This window comes from Pseudomonas sp. GM25 (assembly GCF_000282255.1).
GTDB classification, from domain to species: Bacteria; Pseudomonadota; Gammaproteobacteria; order Pseudomonadales; family Pseudomonadaceae; genus Aquipseudomonas; species Aquipseudomonas aphyarum.
Genome location: NZ_AKJQ01000077.1, coordinates 21140 through 38633 on the forward strand (window position 1 = coordinate 21140; position 17494 = coordinate 38633).

The following is a 17494-nucleotide window of genomic DNA, read 5'->3' on the forward strand; positions in this document are numbered from 1 at the left end:
CTTTTCGGCTAATGATTCGGCAGTTTAGCCAAGGACCCGACAAGCGCACAGCCCAATCACACGCCGCAATAAAAAGGGAGATCCGAAGATCTCCCTTTTTGGCATCACCGAAGTGATCAGTCGAACAGACCGAAGGTCATGTAGCTGAAGATGGAACGGTCGCTGTCGCTCGACTCCGGTTCCGGCTCTTCGATCACGTCGCCGTTTTCGTCTTTCGGCTTGAGCTCGTTCGGGATCGCGTCTTTCGCGTCCTGGAACTGCTTCTGCACGTCCTGGTTGGCGCGGGTTTCTCCCGGCGGCAGCGGCGGACGGGATTCGATCAGACCCAAGGTGGCCTTGCTCAGGAACGAACGGTTGTCGGCTTCGGCAACGCGAGGCACGAACTGGCCGTCCTGCAGGCTCGGGTGGTTCGGGTAGTTGAGCTTCAGGGTTTCCAGGCTGGTGGCCGCCAGTTCGTCCAGATGCAGACGCTGGTAGGCTTCGGTCATCACCGCCAGGCCGTCACCGACCGATGGAGTTTCCTGGAAGTTTTCCACTACATAACGACCACGGTTGGCAGCGGCGACATAGGCCTGACGGGTCAGGTAGTAGTCGGCCACGTGGATTTCGTAGGCCGCCAGCAGGTTGCGCAGGTAGATCATGCGCTGCTTGGCGTCCGGCGCGTAGCGGCTGTTCGGGTAGCGGCTGGTCAGCTGGGCGAACTCGTTGTAGGAGTCGCGGGCGGCACCCGGGTCACGCTTGGTCATGTCCAGCGGCAGGAAGCGCGCCAGCAGGCCGACGTCCTGGTCGAACGAAGTCAGGCCCTTCAGGTAGTAGGCGTAATCCACGTTCGGGTGCTGCGGATGCAGACGAATGAAACGCTCGGCGGCGGATTTTGCAGCTTCCGGCTCGGCGTTCTTGTAGTTGGCGTAGATCAGTTCCAGCTGCGCCTGATCGGCGTAGCGACCGAACGGATAACGCGACTCCAGAGCCTTCAGCTTGGCTGTGGCGCTGGTGTAGCTGTTGTTGTCCAGGTCCTGTTGAGCCTGCTGGTACAGCTCGGCTTCACTCAGGTTTTCGTCTACGACTTCCTTCGATGAGCAAGCAGCGGTCAATGCGAGGATGGCGATCAGCAGCAGGTGTTTCACTTGCATGGCGGCTTGCGTCCCTATGACGGCCGCTGTCTTGGGCGGGGCCGTCCTGTTATGATGAGCGCCCCGTTGAAAAGCCCCGGGGCAAAAGACGCCGTATTTAACCACAAGCGCGCAGCCGAAACCAAAGGCTGTAGCCGACGCCCAGTCCGAGCATGTCCGATAAAATTGAACTTCGCGCAGAGGTGCCGTCCGAATTGGGCGGCCAACGCCTCGATCAAGTCGCCGCCCAACTCTTCGCCGAGCACTCGCGCTCGCGCCTTTCCGCCTGGATCAAAGAAGGTCGCCTGACTGTGGACGGGGCGGTCATCCGCCCGCGCGACATCGTTCATGGCGGTGCCATCCTTGAGCTCACTGCCGAGCAGGAGGCCCAGGGTGAATGGGTCGCTCAGGACATCGAACTCGACATCGTCTATGAAGACGACGACATTCTGGTGATCAACAAGCCTGCGGGCCTGGTGGTGCACCCGGCTGCCGGTCACGCTGATGGCACCTTGCTCAACGCCTTGCTGCACCACGTGCCGGACATCATCAATGTCCCGCGCGCCGGTATCGTGCATCGTCTGGACAAGGACACCACCGGTCTGATGGTGGTGGCCAAGACCATTCAGGCGCAGACCAAGCTGGTCGCGCAGCTGCAAAGCCGCAGCGTCAGCCGGATCTACGAGTGCATCGTGATCGGCGTGGTGACGGCCGGTGGCAAGATCAATGCCCCGATCGGCCGCCACGGCCAGCAGCGCCAACGCATGGCGGTGATGGAAGGCGGCAAGCCTGCCGTCAGCCACTACCGCGTGCTGGAGCGCTTCCGTTCCCACACCCACGTGCGGGTGAAGCTGGAAACCGGTCGTACCCACCAGATTCGCGTGCACATGTCGCACATCAACTTCCCGTTGGTCGGCGACCCGGCATACGGCGGTCGTTTCCGCATTCCGCCGGCCGCGAGCCAGACCATGGTCGAATCCCTCAAGCACTTCCCGCGTCAGGCCCTGCACGCGCGGTTCCTTGAGCTGGATCACCCGACCACCGGTGAGCGCATGAGCTGGGAGTCGCCGCTGCCGGAAGATCTGGTGTGGCTGCTGACTCTGCTCAAGCAGGATCGCGAGGCATTCATCGGATGAACTGGCTGACGCCGGACTGGCCCGCGCCGGCCAGCGTCAGGGCCTGTGTCACCACCCGCGAGGGCGGCGTCAGCGAGGCGCCGTTCGACAGCCTCAACCTGGGCGATCACGTCGATGACCGCCCTGAGGCCGTCGCCGAAAACCGTCGGCGCCTGACCGAACAATTCTCTATAAAGCCTGCCTGGTTGCAGCAAGTGCACGGGATTGCCGTGGCGCATGCGGATCCGTCCGTGGTGGCCACGGCGGATGCCAGCTGGACGGCAACACCCGGTATCGCGTGTGCGGCGATGACTGCCGATTGCCTGCCGGCGCTGTTCTGCGACCGTGCCGGTACTCGCGTGGCAGCGGCTCATGCCGGTTGGCGTGGGCTGGCGGCCGGCGTGCTGGAAGCCACCCTCGACAGTCTGGATGTGCCCGCCGAAGACGTTCTGGTCTGGCTCGGCCCGGCCATCGGCCCGCAAGCCTTTGAAGTCGGCCCGGAAGTCCGGGAAGTCTTCATCAATCAATTGCCCGAAGCCGAGACAGCCTTTGTCCCGAGCCACAACGCCGGCAAGTTCATGGCTGACATCTATAAGCTGGCGCGGCTGCGTCTGGCGGTTCACGGTGTCACCGCTGTTTATGGTGGCGGTTTCTGTACCGTGACCGATCCGCGCTTCTTCTCTTATCGCCGTGCATCGCGCACTGGTCGCTTCGCCTCCCTTGTCTGGCTTGAGGCGCCCAGCCTCACAAATACTGTTTCTTTTTGACGGCGTCTGTTTACGTCATGCTGCGTTGCCGCTCCTCGCCATAGCGGGCTATGACTCGTCGCGGCGCCTTGCCTGACGAAAACAGCCACTCGCCAAAAGAGAAACGTATTTGCGAGGCTGGGCGCCCGCTAAGCTTGTCTGACCTGCATCAACTCCCTGACGCTTGAATCTTCCAGAATCGACCGCATCTATAGCGGTATCTGGCAGGTTTCTTTATTCAGGATGGTTTTTAGGTCCGGCCTGCTCAAAAGGAAGGTGACCCATGCGTATAGACCGTTTAACCAGCAAATTGCAGTTGGCGTTGTCCGATGCCCAATCCCTGGCTGTCGGCCACGATCATCCGGCCATCGAGCCGGCGCATTTGATGCAAGCCATGCTTGAACAGCAGGGTGGTTCGATCAAACCCCTGTTGATGCAGGTGGGCTTCGACGTCAACAGCTTGCGTAAAGAGCTGACCAAAGAGCTCGATCAATTACCGAAAATCCAGAACCCGACCGGCGACGTGAATATGTCGCAGGATCTGGCGCGTCTGCTCAACCAGGCCGACCGTCTGGCCCAGCAGAAGGGCGACCAGTTCATTTCCAGCGAGCTGGTGCTGCTCGCCGCGATGGACGAGAACAGCAAGCTTGGCAAGTTGCTGCTCGGCCAGGGCGTGAGCAAAAAAGCGCTGGAGAATGCGATCAACAACCTGCGCGGTGGCGAAGCCGTTAACGACGCCAACCACGAAGAGTCGCGTCAGGCACTGGATAAGTACACCGTCGACCTGACCAAGCGCGCCGAAGAAGGCAAGCTTGACCCGGTGATCGGCCGTGACGACGAGATCCGTCGCACCATTCAGGTTCTGCAACGCCGCACCAAGAACAACCCGGTGCTGATCGGCGAGCCTGGCGTAGGTAAAACCGCGATTGCCGAGGGGCTGGCCCAGCGCATCATCAACGGCGAAGTGCCGGATGGCCTGCGCGGCAAGCGTCTGCTGTCCCTCGATATGGGTGCGCTGATTGCCGGCGCCAAGTACCGCGGCGAGTTCGAAGAGCGCCTGAAAGCGCTGCTCAACGAGCTGTCGAAGCAGGAAGGGCAGATCATTCTGTTCATCGACGAACTGCACACCATGGTCGGCGCCGGCAAGGGCGAGGGCTCGATGGACGCCGGCAACATGCTCAAACCGGCCCTGGCCCGTGGTGAACTGCATTGCGTCGGCGCGACCACGCTCAACGAGTACCGCCAATATATAGAGAAGGACGCGGCCCTCGAGCGGCGCTTCCAGAAAGTGCTGGTGGACGAGCCGAGCGAAGAAGACACCATCGCGATCCTGCGTGGCCTCAAAGAGCGTTACGAGGTTCACCACAAGGTGGCGATCACTGACGGCGCGATCATCGCGGCGGCCAAGCTCAGCCATCGCTACATCACTGACCGGCAACTGCCGGACAAGGCGATCGACCTGATCGACGAAGCCGCCAGCCGCATCCGCATGGAGATCGACTCCAAGCCGGAAGTGCTGGATCGTCTGGAGCGGCGCCTGATTCAACTGAAAGTCGAATCCCAGGCCCTGAAGAAAGAAAGCGACGAAGCGGCGATCAAGCGTCTGGAAAAACTCCAGGAAGAAATCGTCCGTCACGAGCGTGAGTATTCGGATCTGGAAGAAATCTGGAACTCGGAAAAAGCCGAGGTGCAGGGTTCTGCGCAGATTCAGCAAAAGATCGAACAGTCCCGTCAGGAACTGGAAGCCGCGCGCCGTAAAGGCGATCTGAACCGCATGGCCGAGTTGCAGTACGGGGTGATCCCGGATCTGGAGCGCAGCCTGCAAATGGTCGACCAGCACGGCAAAAGCGAAAACCAGTTGCTGCGCAGCAAGGTGACCGAAGAGGAAATCGCCGAAGTCGTTTCGAAGTGGACCGGTATTCCGGTGTCGAAAATGCTCGAAGGCGAGCGCGACAAGCTGATGAAGATGGAAAGCCTGTTGCATCAACGCGTGATCGGCCAGGACGAAGCGGTGGTTGCCGTGGCCAACGCGGTGCGGCGTTCCCGTGCCGGGTTGTCCGATCCGAATCGCCCGAGCGGCTCGTTCATGTTCCTCGGCCCGACCGGTGTCGGTAAAACCGAGCTGTGCAAGGCGCTGGCCGAATTCCTCTTCGATACGGAAGAGGCGATGGTGCGGATCGACATGTCCGAGTTCATGGAGAAACATTCCGTGGCACGGTTGATCGGTGCGCCACCGGGTTATGTGGGTTACGAAGAGGGCGGTTATCTGACTGAAGCGGTACGGCGCAAGCCTTACTCGGTAATCCTGCTGGACGAAGTCGAGAAGGCGCACCCGGATGTGTTCAACATCCTGCTGCAAGTGCTGGAGGATGGTCGTCTGACCGACAGCCACGGCCGCACGGTGGACTTCCGCAATACCGTGATCGTCATGACCTCCAACCTCGGTTCGATGCAGATCCAGGAACTGGTCGGTGATCGGGAAGCGCAACGGGCAGCGGTGATGGATGCGATTTCCACCCACTTCCGTCCGGAGTTCATCAACCGGGTCGACGAAGTGGTGATCTTCGAGCCATTGGCGCGGGATCAGATCGCGGGCATTACCGAGATCCAGCTGGGCCGTCTGCGCAGCCGTCTGGCCGAGCGCGAGCTGAAGCTGGAGCTGAGCCCGGAAGCGATGGACAAGCTGATTGCCGTCGGCTACGACCCGGTCTATGGCGCACGGCCGCTGAAGAGGGCGATCCAGCGCTGGATCGAGAACCCGTTGGCGCAGTTGATCCTGTCGGGACGTTTCCTGCCGGGCGAGACCGCGACCGGCGTCGTGGAGAACGACGAGATCACGTTCAACTGACGTTCGACGGTGGTGAAGTAATCAAGGCCTCGCAATGCGAGGCCTTTTTTTTCGCCAGGCTGTTGAACTCAAAGGAAAAGGCTTGTAAAGTGCGCCCCGCAGTCAGTCACCAACACGGTTTCAGCTCACTGGGCAGAAATCTGAAATAAGTTGCAAATCATTAACTTGAAAGCAATTTAGGGGGTTGACAGAGGTGTTCTAGGTTGTAGAATAGCGCGCCTCAGACACACGAACGCAGCGATGCGAAAACGATGTCGAGAAGCTGCAAGTTTCACCGTTGTAAATTGAAATATGTAGTTCCGTGATAGCTCAGTCGGTAGAGCAAATGACTGTTAATCATTGGGTCCCAGGTTCGAGTCCTGGTCACGGAGCCAATTTCAAGCCGGGGTATAGCGCAGTCCGGTAGCGCGCCTGCTTTGGGAGCAGGATGTCAGGAGTTCGAATCCCCTTACCCCGACCATTTTTGGGTCGTTAGCTCAGTTGGTAGAGCAGTTGGCTTTTAACCAATTGGTCGTAGGTTCGAATCCCACACGACCCACCATTTTTGAAACCAGTTAACGCTGGGATCGAATCTTAAGATCAGAGGCCAAAAGCGCTGATCGAAGAAGGCGATCTTTGAAAGGTCGCCTTTTTTTTACCGGGGTATAGCGCAGTCCGGTAGCGCGCCTGCTTTGGGAGCAGGATGTCAGGAGTTCGAATCCCCTTACCCCGACCATATTAAAAATCCTCGTATCGAAAGATACGGGGATTTTTTTTGCCCTCCGGAAATGTTTCATTCAAGTCATCGTACAACTTGCCGATAGCCCGCTAACGAAAGGGGCCTGCCATCGATCGCCCCTTGCATCCGGCCAATACAAGAAAAAGGGCGTTCGTCATGTTGCTTCGTCAGTTGAATATTGCTCCCCGTGCCGCCCTGGGCTTTGCCCTGATCGCGGTGCTGGTGGCGTTGCTCGGGGTGTTTGCGCTCGGGCAGATGTCGAGCATCCGTGACAGCGAAGTGGCGGTGGAGACGCAGTGGCTGCCCAGCATTCGCGGCGGCGACGAGATTCGCGAGATCATGCTGCGCATTCGCACCATCTCACTGCGCATGGCGCTGGATCAGGATCCGGCCAACATCGCCACGTACCGCAGCCAGATGGACACCCGCGACAAGGAACTGAGCGAGAAAATCGCCGCCTACGACCGGCTGGTGACCACCCCGGAAGGTCAGCAGTTGTACGATCAGTTCAAGAAGACCTTTGCCGCTTACCGCACCGGGATCGCCCAGTCCTTCACTCTCGCCGAGCAAGGTAAGCGTGACGAGCTGACCAAGCTGCTGCTGGTCGACATGAAAACCGTGGTCGACGGCTCCGGCAAACAACTCAATGACCTCGCGGATCTGTTCGCCCGCCAGGTCGCTGCCGAAAGCCAGAATTCTGCATCCCACTACGAAACCTCGCGCACTATCGTGACCCTGTTCATCGCTCTGGCGGCGCTGGCGACCGTGGCCCTGGCGATGTTGCTGACCCGCAGCATTGTTCGTCCCCTGAGCGCCGCCGTCGACGCTGCTGAACACGTCGCCAGAGGCGATCTGACCCGTCCGATCGAAACCCACGGCAACGATGAAGTCAGCCGTCTGCTCAAGGCGTTGGCGACCATGCAGCAGAACCTGCGCGAAACCCTGCAGGGCATCAGCGGCTCCGCCACGCAACTGGCGACCGCTTCCGACGAACTGAGCGCGGTCACCCACGACAGCACGCAAGGGCTGCAACAGCAGAACAACGAAATCGAACAGGCTGCCACCGCGGTCAACGAGATGACCACTGCGGTCGAGGAAGTCGCCCGCAATGCGGTGTCGACGTCCGACGCCACCCGTCAGTCCAGCGAATCCGCGCAGTTGGGCCAGGAGCGGGTCAGCGAAACCGCCGGCGCCATCAACGCGCTGGCCAGCGAGGTCGAACACACCGGCGAGTTGGTGCAATCACTGGCCAATCAGTCGCAGGACATCGGCAAAGTGCTGGATGTGATCCGGGCGATTGCCGAACAGACCAACCTGCTGGCGCTCAACGCTGCCATCGAAGCGGCCCGGGCCGGGGAGAGTGGACGCGGGTTTGCGGTGGTCGCCGACGAAGTCCGGGCGCTGGCTTATCGCACGCAGCAATCGACCCAGGAAATCGAGCAGATGGTGCAGGGCATGCGCAACGGTTCAAGCCTGGCGCTGGAGTCGATGCAAGCCAGTGCCTCGCGCGCTGCCACCACGTTGGTGCTGGCCGAGCGGGCCGGTGAAGCGTTGCAGACGATCACGGCCTCGGTCCACGAAATCCACGAACGCAATCTGGTGATCGCCAGCGCCGCCGAAGAACAGGCGCAGGTGGCGCGGGAAGTGGATCGCAATCTGGTGAACATTCGCGATCTGTCGGTGCGCTCGGCGGCGGGTGCCGATCAAACCAACGCGTCGAGTCATGAACTGTCGCAACTGGCCAACGCCCTGCAAGGCATGGTGTGGCGCTTCCAGTTGTAATCGTGCAGGCGTAAAAAAGCCGCGCTTCTCGTCAGAGAACGCGCGGCTTTGTTTTGTCGGGCGTCTGAAAAATCAGGCACCGTCCTGGTCTTTCAGGTGTTCGAACAGGCCTTTCGGCATTTTCTTGCCATTGGCTTCGAAATTGGCTTTGACGTTGTTGTACGCCTCTTGCTCGTCGATGAAGCCGTCGTGGTTGGTGTCGATCTTGTCGAAGTCGGACTTCGGCGCGACCTTCAGAAATTCGGCGCGCGAGACTTTGCCGTCGCCATCGGTGTCGGTCTTGGCCATCGACGCATCGCCGCATTTGCCTTCACCGCATTTGCCTTCCGGGGTTTTCACCGAGGTCTCGGCCGAAGCGACCATATAACCCTGGGCCAGCGGTTGTGCGGCGAATACCGAGCCGGACAGCATCAGGCCGCCGGCCAGTACGGCACCGACCAGGCCAAGGGAGTTTTTGCCGATTTTCGAAGTACGGGACATTGCATTCTCCTTCGGTTGCACAGCGCAACCACACGTTAAGGGCGATCAGCCGGAGCAGGTGTGCTCGGGTGTGGCCATTAAGCGGTGGCGGTGTATCGCGTCTGTGTCGAGGAGCGGGGCGTTTGTAAGCGAAGGTGGGGAAAGCGGGGGCAGATACAGTAGAAAACAAAACACCGTGAGGGCGAGCCCGCCCCCACGGTGTTTTTACATCAGTGCAGCTTCAGGCGCGGCTCGGTGCCGCGTCCGATCTTGCTGCCCAGCATCAGCATCGCCGTGCGGAACGGCCCGTACAGCGCCATCTGGTGCATGCGGTACAGCGACACGTAAAACATCCGCGCCAGCCAGCCCTCAAGCATCACGCTGCCGGTCAGGTTGCCCATCAAGTTACCCACCGCCGAAAAACGCGACAGCGAAATCAGCGAGCCGTAGTCGGTGTACTTGTACTCCGGCAGGGTCTTGCCTTCGATCCGCAGTTTCAGCGATTTGGCCAGCAGCGACGCCTGCTGGTGCGCAGCCTGGGCCCGTGGCGGAACGTTGCGATCCGAGCCCGGTTGCGGGCACGCGGCGCAGTCACCGAAGGCGAAAATGTTTTCGTCGCGGGTGGTCTGCAGCGTCGGCAGCACTTGCAGCTGATTGATGCGGTTGGTTTCCAGGCCGTCGATGTCCTTGAGGAAACCCGGTGCGCGGATCCCGGCGGCCCAGACTTTCAGACTGGCCTTGATCTCGTTGCCATCGGCGGTGATCAGGCTGTCGGCGGTGACCTGGCTGACCGAAGCGTTGGTCATTACGTTGACCCCGAGTTTCTCCAGGGTCTTGTGTACCGGCCCGCTGATCCGCTCAGGCAGGGCTGGCAGCACCCGTGGCCCGGCTTCGATCAGGGTGATGTGCATGTTTTCCGGTTTGATCCGGTCCAGACCGTAAGCCGCGAGCTCATGGGCGGCATTGTGCAGCTCGGCCGCGAGCTCGACACCCGTGGCACCGGCACCGACGATGGCCACGCTGATCTGCTGGACCACATCAGTCTGCCCGGCGTGAGCACGCAGGTAGTGGTTGAGCAGTTGCTGGTGAAAACGCTCGGCCTGTTTGCGGGTGTCGAGGAACAGGCAGTGTTGCGCCGCGCCCTGGGTGCCGAAATCGTTGGTGGTGCTGCCGACCGCGATCACCAGCGAGTCGTAGGGCACTTCCCGCGCCGGGACCAGCTCGACGCCGTTTTCGTCGTGGGTGGCAGCCAGCTGGATCTTCTTCTGCTCACGATCGAGCCCGCTCATGCGCCCCAGCTGGAACTCGAAGTGGTTCCATTTGGCCTGGGCGACATAGTTGAGTTCGTCTTCGGAAGAGTTCAGCGATCCGGCGGCCACTTCGTGCAGCAGCGGTTTCCAGATGTGCGTGAGGTTCGCGTCGACCAGCATGATGCTGGCGGTGCCGCGTTTGCCCAGAGTCTTACCCAGACGGGTAGCCAACTCCAGACCGCCGGCGCCGCCGCCGACAATGACAATACGATGGGACATAGGGATAGCTCGCAAGGTTTTGAAAGGAAATCGGAACGGCTACCCGAGCGAGCGCGATGCAGCTCATAGCGTCAGGTAACTGATAAATCGGCTCAACAGGCCCAGACCAATGGTCACTGCCAGCACCAGCACCAGGAGCATCCACGGCCGGAATGGCCGGCGCTCGACACGGTGTTGGGACAACTGCAGGTACTCTTCGACATGCTTCTGGTCTTCGGGGTTCAGGCGGCTGGTCATAAAGGCCTCGTCAGGTAGACGTTACTGAATGAGAACACGCTACAGCGGTTTTCAACCGGGATTGAACGCAGCATAGCCACTGTCCGGGACCGGTTCGACAGACACACTGTCCCCGAGGCGAATGATCCCGCTTTGTAACACTCGCGCGGTGATTCCGCCATGCCCGCGCACGGCCTGGAACGTTCCGGGGCCAAGGTTGTTCTGCAGGCGCGCGCACGGCTGACACCAGCCCGTGGTTTCGAAAATCGCCTGACCAATGCGAAAGCGCCGCCCCTTGAGGCTGAACAGGTTGATCCCGCTTATAACGAGATTGCGCCGCAGATCTTCAGGCGTGACCGGTTGTTCGGCCGACCGGCCCATCAGGCCGCTGATCACGGCCAGATGTTCCCATTGAATCAGCGTCACCTGCCGCGCATTGCGCACACCGGGCCGAGCGTGGTCGCCGGTGAGCCCGGCTTCAAGCCGCGCCTCCACGGCAGCGAGTGCGAGCATCGGCCCCTGGGACTCGGGGCGCACACCAATCCAGCGCACGCATCCGGTCTGCGGGACATCGGCAATCAATTGTTGAAGCGGCGTCACAGGCTGATCCCGACATCGAACACGATGCTGCGGCCCAGGTTGCCGCGCAGAAAATCCGGAGCATCGGGATGGGCGAACAGCACCCGCGCAAACGTCGGCCCGACCAGCGACAGCGAACGCCAGCCCTGACGCAGGTATTCGGTGGGTGGCGGAAAGTGGCTATTCAGGTCGAGCACTTCGCGTTTGAGGCTGGCGAAGGCAATGATGTCCAGCTCGCCCAGATCCATCCCGCGTTCCTTGTAGTTGTGCGCTTTCTTGCGCAAGGTCGGCGCCAGTCTCAGCAGAAACTCATTGGCCGGAATCCGCCGCGGCTTGGCTTCACGGCGCACCAGTTGGCTGAGGGAAAACGCACTGCGCCGCCGTTGCAGCTCATCGCGCCATTCGTCGTTGAGCCGACGGCCCTCGTCGAGGACGAAAAACACTTCGAAATTGGCGTCGCGAAACAACACGTCCGGCGGCTCACCGGCGGGCGCGAATTCGTCGGCACGATAAGGAATATTCAAGCCTTGCAGCAGGCGCTGGCAGACCCAACGCTCACGCTCCCATTTGCGGGCATTGGACAGGAAGGCGTTGGCTTGCTCGGCCGCGATGGTCAGCAGGCGTAAATAATCTGAATCATCCATAGGCCCAAGCTTAGCGTTCAATTGCGACAAGCAGAAAGCTTTGCATCGGCAGATGTCCCGCCGTGCAGGTGTAGACTTCGCCGCAGGAGCGCCAATCAAAGGAGTCTGCGGTGCGAATGAAGGTGATGGGATCATGATCGGTGCAGAACTGCTGTCATCGACAAGTCTGACCCTCGGCTGGCTGATTTACCTGCCGATGCTGCTCTGGGCGTTTGTCCGCGCACCGTGGGTCGAGCTGTTCAGCGACAACCGTCGTCAGCATTTGCTGTTCGGCACGGTGTTCGCGTTGTTTCTGCTGTGGCTGGTGCGCAGGGATTTCGACACCGGCGTGTCCTACCACTTCATCGGCATGACGGCAGTGACGCTGTTGCTGGACTGGCCGCTGGCGATCGTCGGCGGACTGGTGGCGCAACTGGGACTGGTCTTGTTGGGACGTCAGGATCTGGTGGCTGTCGGGGTTAACGGCGCCTTGTTGATCCTGCTCCCGGTGCTGATCACCGAATGCGTGGCGATCCTGGTCGAGCGTGCGCAGCCGCGCAATCCGTTCGTGTACATCTTCTGCTCCGGCTTTTTCGCCGCCGCGCTGTCGGCGTTGTTCTGCCTGACCCTGAGCCTGACGTTGCTCTGGTACGACGGCCTCTTTGCCATGCCTGAATGGCTGGAGGACTTCATCGGTTACCTGTGGCTGCTGATTTTTCCCGAAGCCTTTATCAACGGCATGGTGGTCAGCGCTTTGGTGGTGTTCTGCCCGGAATGGCTGGAGACCTTCAATCGCACCCGCTACCTTTCGGCGCCGTGGAAGGACGACGATCCCAAGTCTTGATCCACATCAAATCCACCCAGCGCGCGGCATTTCATGCTCGGCCAAATCCCTTCAGGAGCAGCGGCATGAGCGTGTATGAGTGGGCGAGACAGGAAACCCGGCAGAGTCTGGAGATGGCACAGGAGGTGGGGTTCGATCCGGGCCTGAGCCTGCGCGCCTTGCTCAGTGCTGTGGTGCAGCAGAGCAAGGCGGTGCGCAACGCCGAAGACCTGGCCGACGAGTTGCGTTTTCTGGCGGAAAACCTCGACGACGATCAGGACTACGGCTTCATGCGGCCTTGAGCGGGATCAGTGACGTGGGTCGAAATCGCCGGAAAACAGTTCGTCCTCGGCATCCGGGGCCACCGGAATCTTGTGTTCTTCCGACGCCCAGGCACCGAGGTCGATCAGTTTGCAGCGGTCCGAGCAGAACGGCCGGAATTTGTTCTCGGGGGTGAATTCCACGGGGGCGCCACAGGTTGGGCATTCTACGGTTGGGATCTGGCTCATGACTGGCCTCCGGATAAAGTCAGGTAAAAGTGATGCAGGCGCTCGACCTCGCTGTGCAGCCAGGCGAGGTCGCGGTCGTTGACCACCACGTCGTCGGCACGGCTGACGCGGTCTTCGCGGCTGGACTGGGCCTTGAGGATCGCCTGGACTTGCTGTTCGCTGGTCTGGTCACGCTGCAAGGTGCGTTCGATCTGCAGTTGTTGCGGGGCGTCGATCACCAGGATTCGCTGGGTCATCGCGTATTGCCCGGATTCGATCAGCAGCGGCGAGACCAGAATCGCGTAAGGCGATTGTGCCAGCGCCAGGTGATGGGCGATTTCCTCGGCGATCAGCGGATGCAGCAGCGCTTCGAGCCAGCGCCGTTGCTCTGGCACCTCAAAGATCAGTTTGCGCAGGGCCGCACGATCCAGCGTGCCGTCGGCCTGCAACACATCGGGGCCGAAGTGTTCGGCGATCTTCGCCAGCGCCGGGCGGCCCGGTTCGACCACCCAGCGCGCCGCGTGATCGGCGTCCACCACGTGGATGCCAAGATCGATGAAGTGCTGGGCGGCGGCGCTTTTGCCGCTGCCGATGCCGCCGGTCAGGCCGAGAATCCAGGGTTTTTCCACAGGGGTATTCATTTCAAACCGACAAACTGCCAATAGAAGCCGGTTATTTGACCACCCCAGAGCAAGGCAATCCAGCCGGCAATTGCCAGATACGGGCCGAAGGGGATCGGCGTCGAGGTTTTCTGGTCACGCAGCTTGAGCAAAATCACCCCGAGCACGGCGCCCACCAGCGAGGACAGCAGGATAGTCAGCGGCAGAATCTGCCAGCCGCCCCAGGCCCCGAGCAGCGCCAGCAACTTGAAATCGCCGTGACCGATGCCGTCCTTGCCGGTGATCAGTTTGAACAGCCAGAACACCGACCACAGCGCCATGTAACCCAGCACCGCGCCCCACAGGGCATCGTGCAGCGGCACGAACAGCTCGAAGCTGTTGACGATCAATCCCAGCCAGAGCAGTGGCAGCACCAGCACATCGGGCAGCAACTGATGCTCGGTGTCGATCAGGCTCATGGCCAACAGGCCCCAGGTCAGCACGATCAGCAGGCACGCCGGCCAGCCGAACCCCAGGTGCCAGGCGATGAATGCCGAGAGCAGGCCGCAGGCCAGTTCGGTCAGCGGGTAACGCTTGCTGATCGGTGTGCTGCAACTTGAACAACGCCCGCGCAGGAACACGTAACTCAACACCGGGATGTTTTCCCACGCGCGGATCCGATGGCCACAGTGCGGGCACTGCGAGTGCGGCAGCATCAGGTTGTAGGTGGGCAACGGCGCTTCACCAGGCAGCCCCAGCACATCGTGAGCCTGCTGGCGCCATTCACGCTCGAGCATTTTCGGCAGGCGCCAGATCAACACGTTGAGAAAACTGCCGACCACCAGCCCGAGCAGCAGGGCGGTGAAAACAAAGGCCAGTGGGTAGAGACTGAAGAGTTCGTCGATAGGCATGTCAGATCGCTGAGCCGAGTTGGAAGATCGGCAGGTACATCGCCACCACCAGACCGCCGACGATCACCCCGAGCACCACCATGATGAACGGCTCCATCAGGCTGGTGAGGTTGTCGACCATGTTGTCCACTTCGTCCTCATAGAACCCCGCGACCTTGTCGAGCATCTCGTCCAGTGCGCCGGACTCTTCGCCGATGGCGGTCATCTGCACCGCCATGTTCGGAAAGATGCCGGTGGAGCGCATCGAGAAATTCAGCTGCATGCCGGTGGAAACGTCCTGGCGGATGCGCAGCACGGCGCGCTTGAACACCACGTTGCCGGTGGCCCCGGCCACCGAGTCCAGCGCTTCCACCAGCGGCACGCCGGCTGCGAAGGTGGTCGACAGGGTACGGGCAAACCGCGCCACGGCGGACTTGTACATCAGCGTGCCCACCAGCGGCAGCTTGAGAAACCAGGCGTCGCGCCGGTCGCGCAGGGCCTGGGATTTTTTCAGGGCATGGCGGGTGCCGAAAAAACCGGCCACCAGCAAACCGAGAATCGCCCACCACCATTGCTGCATGAATTCGGACAGGCTGATCACCATCAACGTGAAGGCTGGCAGTTCGGCACCGAAGCCAGAGAACACCGACTGAAACTGCGGCACCACCTTGACCAGCAGAATCCCGGTAACCACCGCTGCCACCAGCACCACGGCGGACGGGTAGGTCATGGCCTTCTTGATCTTGGCCTTGAGGCTTTCGCTCTTTTCCTTGTAGGTCGCGACCCGCTCCAGCAGGGTGTCGAGGGCGCCGGACTGCTCGCCGGCATCCACCAGGTTGCAGTACAACTCGTCGAAATATTGCGGGTTCTTGCGCAGCGCGGCCGCGAAACTGTTACCGGCCGCGACCTCCTGTTTCACCTCGTCCACCAGCTTTCGCATGGCCGGGTTTTCGAAGCCTTCGCCAATGATGTCGAATGACTGCAACAGTGGCACGCCAGCCTTCATCATGGTCGCCATCTGCCGGGTGAACAGGGCAATGTCCTGGGCCTTGATGCGCTTGCCGAAGCTCAGCAGCGAGGCGGATTTCTTGCGTACCTTGCCCGGGTTGATGCCTTGCTTGCGCAATTGGGCCTTGACCAGTGCGGGGTTCTGGCCGCTCAGCTCGCCGGTCACCTTGCTGCCTTTGCGGTCCGTGCCTTCCCAGGCGTAGACACTGATTTTCGCTGCCTTGACCGCCATGTTCAGTCCTTGGTGACCCGGTTGATTTCTTCAAGGCTGGTGATGCCTTGCATGGCCTTGATCAGGCCCGAGGTGCGCAGGTCGTTGAAGCCGTCCCGGCGCATCTGGGTATCGATTTCCAGTGAGTTGCCCTCGGCCATGATCAGCCGTTGCAGCTCGGGGGTGTTCTTCACCACTTCATAAATCCCCACGCGACCCTTGTACCCGCCGTTGCAGTGATCGCAACCGGCGGGCTCATAGATCGTGAAATGGCCGATGCGTTCCTCGGGGAAACCTTCCTTGATCAGGGTCTCCCGGGGGATCTCGATGGGTTTCTTGCAGTGGCTGCAGAGTTTTCGCGCCAGACGCTGGGCAATGATCAGGCTCACCGAGGTCGCGATGTTGAAACCGGGAATGCCCATGTTGTGCAGGCGGGTCAGCGTTTCCGCTGCGCTGTTGGTGTGCAGGGTAGACAACACGAGGTGCCCGGTCTGGGCGGCCTTGATCGCGATTTCGGCGGTTTCGAGGTCGCGGATCTCGCCGACCATGATCACGTCCGGGTCCTGACGCAGGAACGAGCGCAGGGCCTGGGCGAAGTCCAACCCTTGGCGTGGATTGACGTTGACCTGGTTGATGCCTTCCATGTTGATCTCCACCGGGTCTTCGGCGGTAGAAATGTTGATGTCGACGGTATTGAGGATGTTCAGCCCGGTGTACAGCGACACGGTCTTGCCCGAGCCGGTGGGGCCGGTCACCAGAATCATGCCTTGCGGCTGCTTAAGGGCGGCCATGTACAGGTCTTTCTGCTCCGGCTCGTAGCCGAGGGCATCGATGCCGATCTGGGCGCTGGACGGGTCGAGGATCCGCATCACCACTTTCTCGCCCCAGAGCGTGGGCAGGGTGTTGACCCGGAAATCGATCGATTTGCTCTTCGACAGGCGCATCTTGATCCGCCCGTCCTGAGGTTTGCGCCGCTCCGAAATGTCGAGGCTGGCCATGACCTTCAGGCGCGCGGCAATGCGCCCGGCGAGCTGAATCGGCGGCTTGGCCACTTCCCGCAGAATGCCGTCGGTGCGCACCCGCACCCGGTAGTTCTTTTCGTAAGGTTCGAAATGCAGGTCGGACGAGCCGCTCTTGATCGCGTCCAGCAGCATCTTGTGTACGAAGCGCACCACCGGGGCATCGTCGGCGTCGATTCCGCCGAGCGTGTCCTGCTTGCTGTCGTCGACCGACTCGATGTCCAGCCCGTCGAGGTCGACATCGGCCATTTCCTCCAGACCGGTGGCGTGGGTGTCGAAGAATTTTTCAATGGCGTCGGTGAGCTTGTCGTCCTCGACCAGAATGGCTTCGGTGCTCAGCCCGGTGCTGAACTGAATGTCATTGATCGCCTGATGATTGCTCGGGTCGGAAATCCCCACGAACAGTTTGTTGCCGCGCCGCCAGAGGGGCAGGGCGTGGTGCTGGCGCACCAGTTTTTCACTGACCAGGCCCTTGGGCTGGGTTTCCTTGTCGAGACAGTTGAGGTCGAGAAATGCCATGCCGAAATGCTCCGAGGCTATTTCGGCGACCTGCCAGCTCTTCACCAGTTTGTTCTGCACCAGGTAACTGACCAGCGACAGGCGATTGCGCTGCGCCTGTTGCCAGGCTTGCTGGGCACTCTTTTCCGTGAGCAATTCAGCCTGGACCAGTTGTTTGGCCAGACCGCTCAAAGCGATGTCATTCATGGGGTTTCCACATGCTTGCCGTTC

The 17494-nt window shown here is 60.9% G+C and carries 17 protein-coding genes and 4 tRNA genes; 10 read left to right on the forward strand and 11 right to left on the reverse strand.

Annotation, left to right across the window (positions count from 1 at the left end; genetic code table 11):
• Nucleotides 1-116: 116 nt before the first annotated feature.
• Nucleotides 117-1133 carry an outer membrane protein assembly factor BamD gene (locus tag PMI24_RS26465; protein ID WP_007959566.1) on the reverse strand — a complete coding sequence of 339 codons (1017 nt, stop codon included), beginning with the start codon at nt 1131-1133 and terminating at the stop codon, nt 117-119.
• 152 nt (nt 1134-1285) lie between these two features.
• Between PMI24_RS26465 and rluD the strand changes: the two genes are divergently transcribed.
• From rluD to PMI24_RS26505, 8 genes are all read left to right on the forward strand, one after another.
• Nucleotides 1286-2248, forward strand: a complete 963-nt coding sequence (gene rluD / locus PMI24_RS26470) for a 23S rRNA pseudouridine(1911/1915/1917) synthase RluD (protein WP_007959567.1) — start codon at nt 1286-1288, stop codon at nt 2246-2248.
• Nucleotides 2245-2994 carry a peptidoglycan editing factor PgeF gene (gene pgeF, locus PMI24_RS26475; RefSeq protein WP_007959568.1) on the forward strand — a complete coding sequence of 250 codons (750 nt, stop codon included), beginning with the start codon at nt 2245-2247 and terminating at the stop codon, nt 2992-2994. The genes rluD and pgeF overlap by 4 nt, the downstream gene beginning before the upstream one ends.
• Before the next feature lie 262 nt (nt 2995-3256).
• Complete coding sequence (gene clpB, locus PMI24_RS26480; protein ID WP_007959569.1) at nt 3257-5821, forward strand: ATP-dependent chaperone ClpB; 2565 nt, start codon at nt 3257-3259, stop codon at nt 5819-5821.
• 298 nt (nt 5822-6119) lie between these two features.
• Nucleotides 6120-6195: transfer RNA gene (locus PMI24_RS26485), tRNA-Asn, on the forward strand.
• 9 nt (nt 6196-6204) lie between these two features.
• A tRNA-Pro gene (locus PMI24_RS26490) sits at nt 6205-6281 on the forward strand.
• A gap of 5 nt (nt 6282-6286) precedes the next feature.
• A tRNA-Lys gene (locus tag PMI24_RS26495) sits at nt 6287-6362 on the forward strand.
• A 97-nt stretch (nt 6363-6459) separates the two neighbouring features.
• A tRNA-Pro gene (locus tag PMI24_RS26500) sits at nt 6460-6536 on the forward strand.
• Nucleotides 6537-6695: 159 nt separating this feature from the next.
• Complete coding sequence (locus PMI24_RS26505) at nt 6696-8321, forward strand: methyl-accepting chemotaxis protein (protein WP_007959571.1); 1626 nt, start codon at nt 6696-6698, stop codon at nt 8319-8321.
• A gap of 72 nt (nt 8322-8393) precedes the next feature.
• Here the strand turns inward: PMI24_RS26505 and PMI24_RS26510 are convergent, their stop codons facing one another.
• From PMI24_RS26510 to PMI24_RS26530, 5 genes are all read right to left on the reverse strand, one after another.
• Complete coding sequence (locus PMI24_RS26510; protein ID WP_007959573.1) at nt 8394-8801, reverse strand: HvfA family oxazolone/thioamide-modified RiPP metallophore; 408 nt, start codon at nt 8799-8801, stop codon at nt 8394-8396.
• A 209-nt stretch (nt 8802-9010) separates the two neighbouring features.
• Complete coding sequence (locus tag PMI24_RS26515) at nt 9011-10309, reverse strand: NAD(P)/FAD-dependent oxidoreductase (protein WP_007959575.1); 1299 nt, start codon at nt 10307-10309, stop codon at nt 9011-9013.
• Nucleotides 10310-10372: 63 nt separating this feature from the next.
• On the reverse strand, nt 10373-10546 hold the full coding sequence (locus PMI24_RS26520; RefSeq protein WP_007909875.1) for a DUF3094 domain-containing protein: 174 nt from the start codon (nt 10544-10546) through the stop codon (nt 10373-10375).
• 51 nt (nt 10547-10597) lie between these two features.
• On the reverse strand, nt 10598-11125 hold the full coding sequence (locus PMI24_RS26525; protein WP_007959578.1) for an MOSC domain-containing protein: 528 nt from the start codon (nt 11123-11125) through the stop codon (nt 10598-10600).
• The gene (locus PMI24_RS26530) at nt 11122-11748 is read right to left on the reverse strand and encodes a DUF1780 domain-containing protein (protein ID WP_007959580.1); all 627 of its coding nucleotides are present in this window, start codon (nt 11746-11748) and stop codon (nt 11122-11124) included. Before PMI24_RS26530 ends, PMI24_RS26525 begins: the two co-directional genes overlap by 4 nt.
• A gap of 133 nt (nt 11749-11881) precedes the next feature.
• Between PMI24_RS26530 and PMI24_RS26535 the strand changes: the two genes are divergently transcribed.
• Entirely contained in the window at nt 11882-12571 is a 690-nt protein-coding gene (locus PMI24_RS26535; RefSeq protein ID WP_007959582.1) for an energy-coupling factor ABC transporter permease, read from the forward strand.
• Nucleotides 12572-12636: 65 nt separating this feature from the next.
• Nucleotides 12637-12852 carry a hypothetical protein gene (locus tag PMI24_RS26540; protein ID WP_007959584.1) on the forward strand — a complete coding sequence of 72 codons (216 nt, stop codon included), beginning with the start codon at nt 12637-12639 and terminating at the stop codon, nt 12850-12852.
• A 6-nt stretch (nt 12853-12858) separates the two neighbouring features.
• On the opposite strand, the gene yacG is transcribed toward PMI24_RS26540, so the two are convergent.
• Genes yacG through pilB form a run of 5 tightly spaced genes read right to left on the reverse strand, consistent with a single transcriptional unit; the run spans nt 12859 to nt 17470 of the window.
• Nucleotides 12859-13059, reverse strand: a complete 201-nt coding sequence (yacG, locus tag PMI24_RS26545) for a DNA gyrase inhibitor YacG (RefSeq protein WP_007959585.1) — start codon at nt 13057-13059, stop codon at nt 12859-12861.
• A complete protein-coding gene (gene coaE / locus PMI24_RS26550; protein ID WP_007959586.1) occupies nt 13056-13679 on the reverse strand; it encodes a dephospho-CoA kinase in 624 nt (207 codons plus the stop codon). The genes yacG and coaE overlap by 4 nt, the downstream gene beginning before the upstream one ends.
• On the reverse strand, nt 13676-14548 hold the full coding sequence (locus PMI24_RS26555) for a prepilin peptidase (RefSeq protein WP_007959587.1): 873 nt from the start codon (nt 14546-14548) through the stop codon (nt 13676-13678). The genes coaE and PMI24_RS26555 overlap by 4 nt, the downstream gene beginning before the upstream one ends.
• A 1-nt stretch (nt 14549) precedes the next feature.
• Nucleotides 14550-15767 (reverse strand): type II secretion system F family protein, encoded by a 1218-nt coding sequence (locus tag PMI24_RS26560; protein WP_007959588.1) that lies wholly within the window; start codon nt 15765-15767, stop codon nt 14550-14552.
• Nucleotides 15768-15769: 2 nt separating this feature from the next.
• Nucleotides 15770-17470, reverse strand: coding sequence for a type IV-A pilus assembly ATPase PilB (pilB, locus tag PMI24_RS26565; protein ID WP_007959589.1), 1701 nt, complete (start codon nt 17468-17470; stop codon nt 15770-15772).
• Nucleotides 17471-17494: the final 24 nt, after the last annotated feature.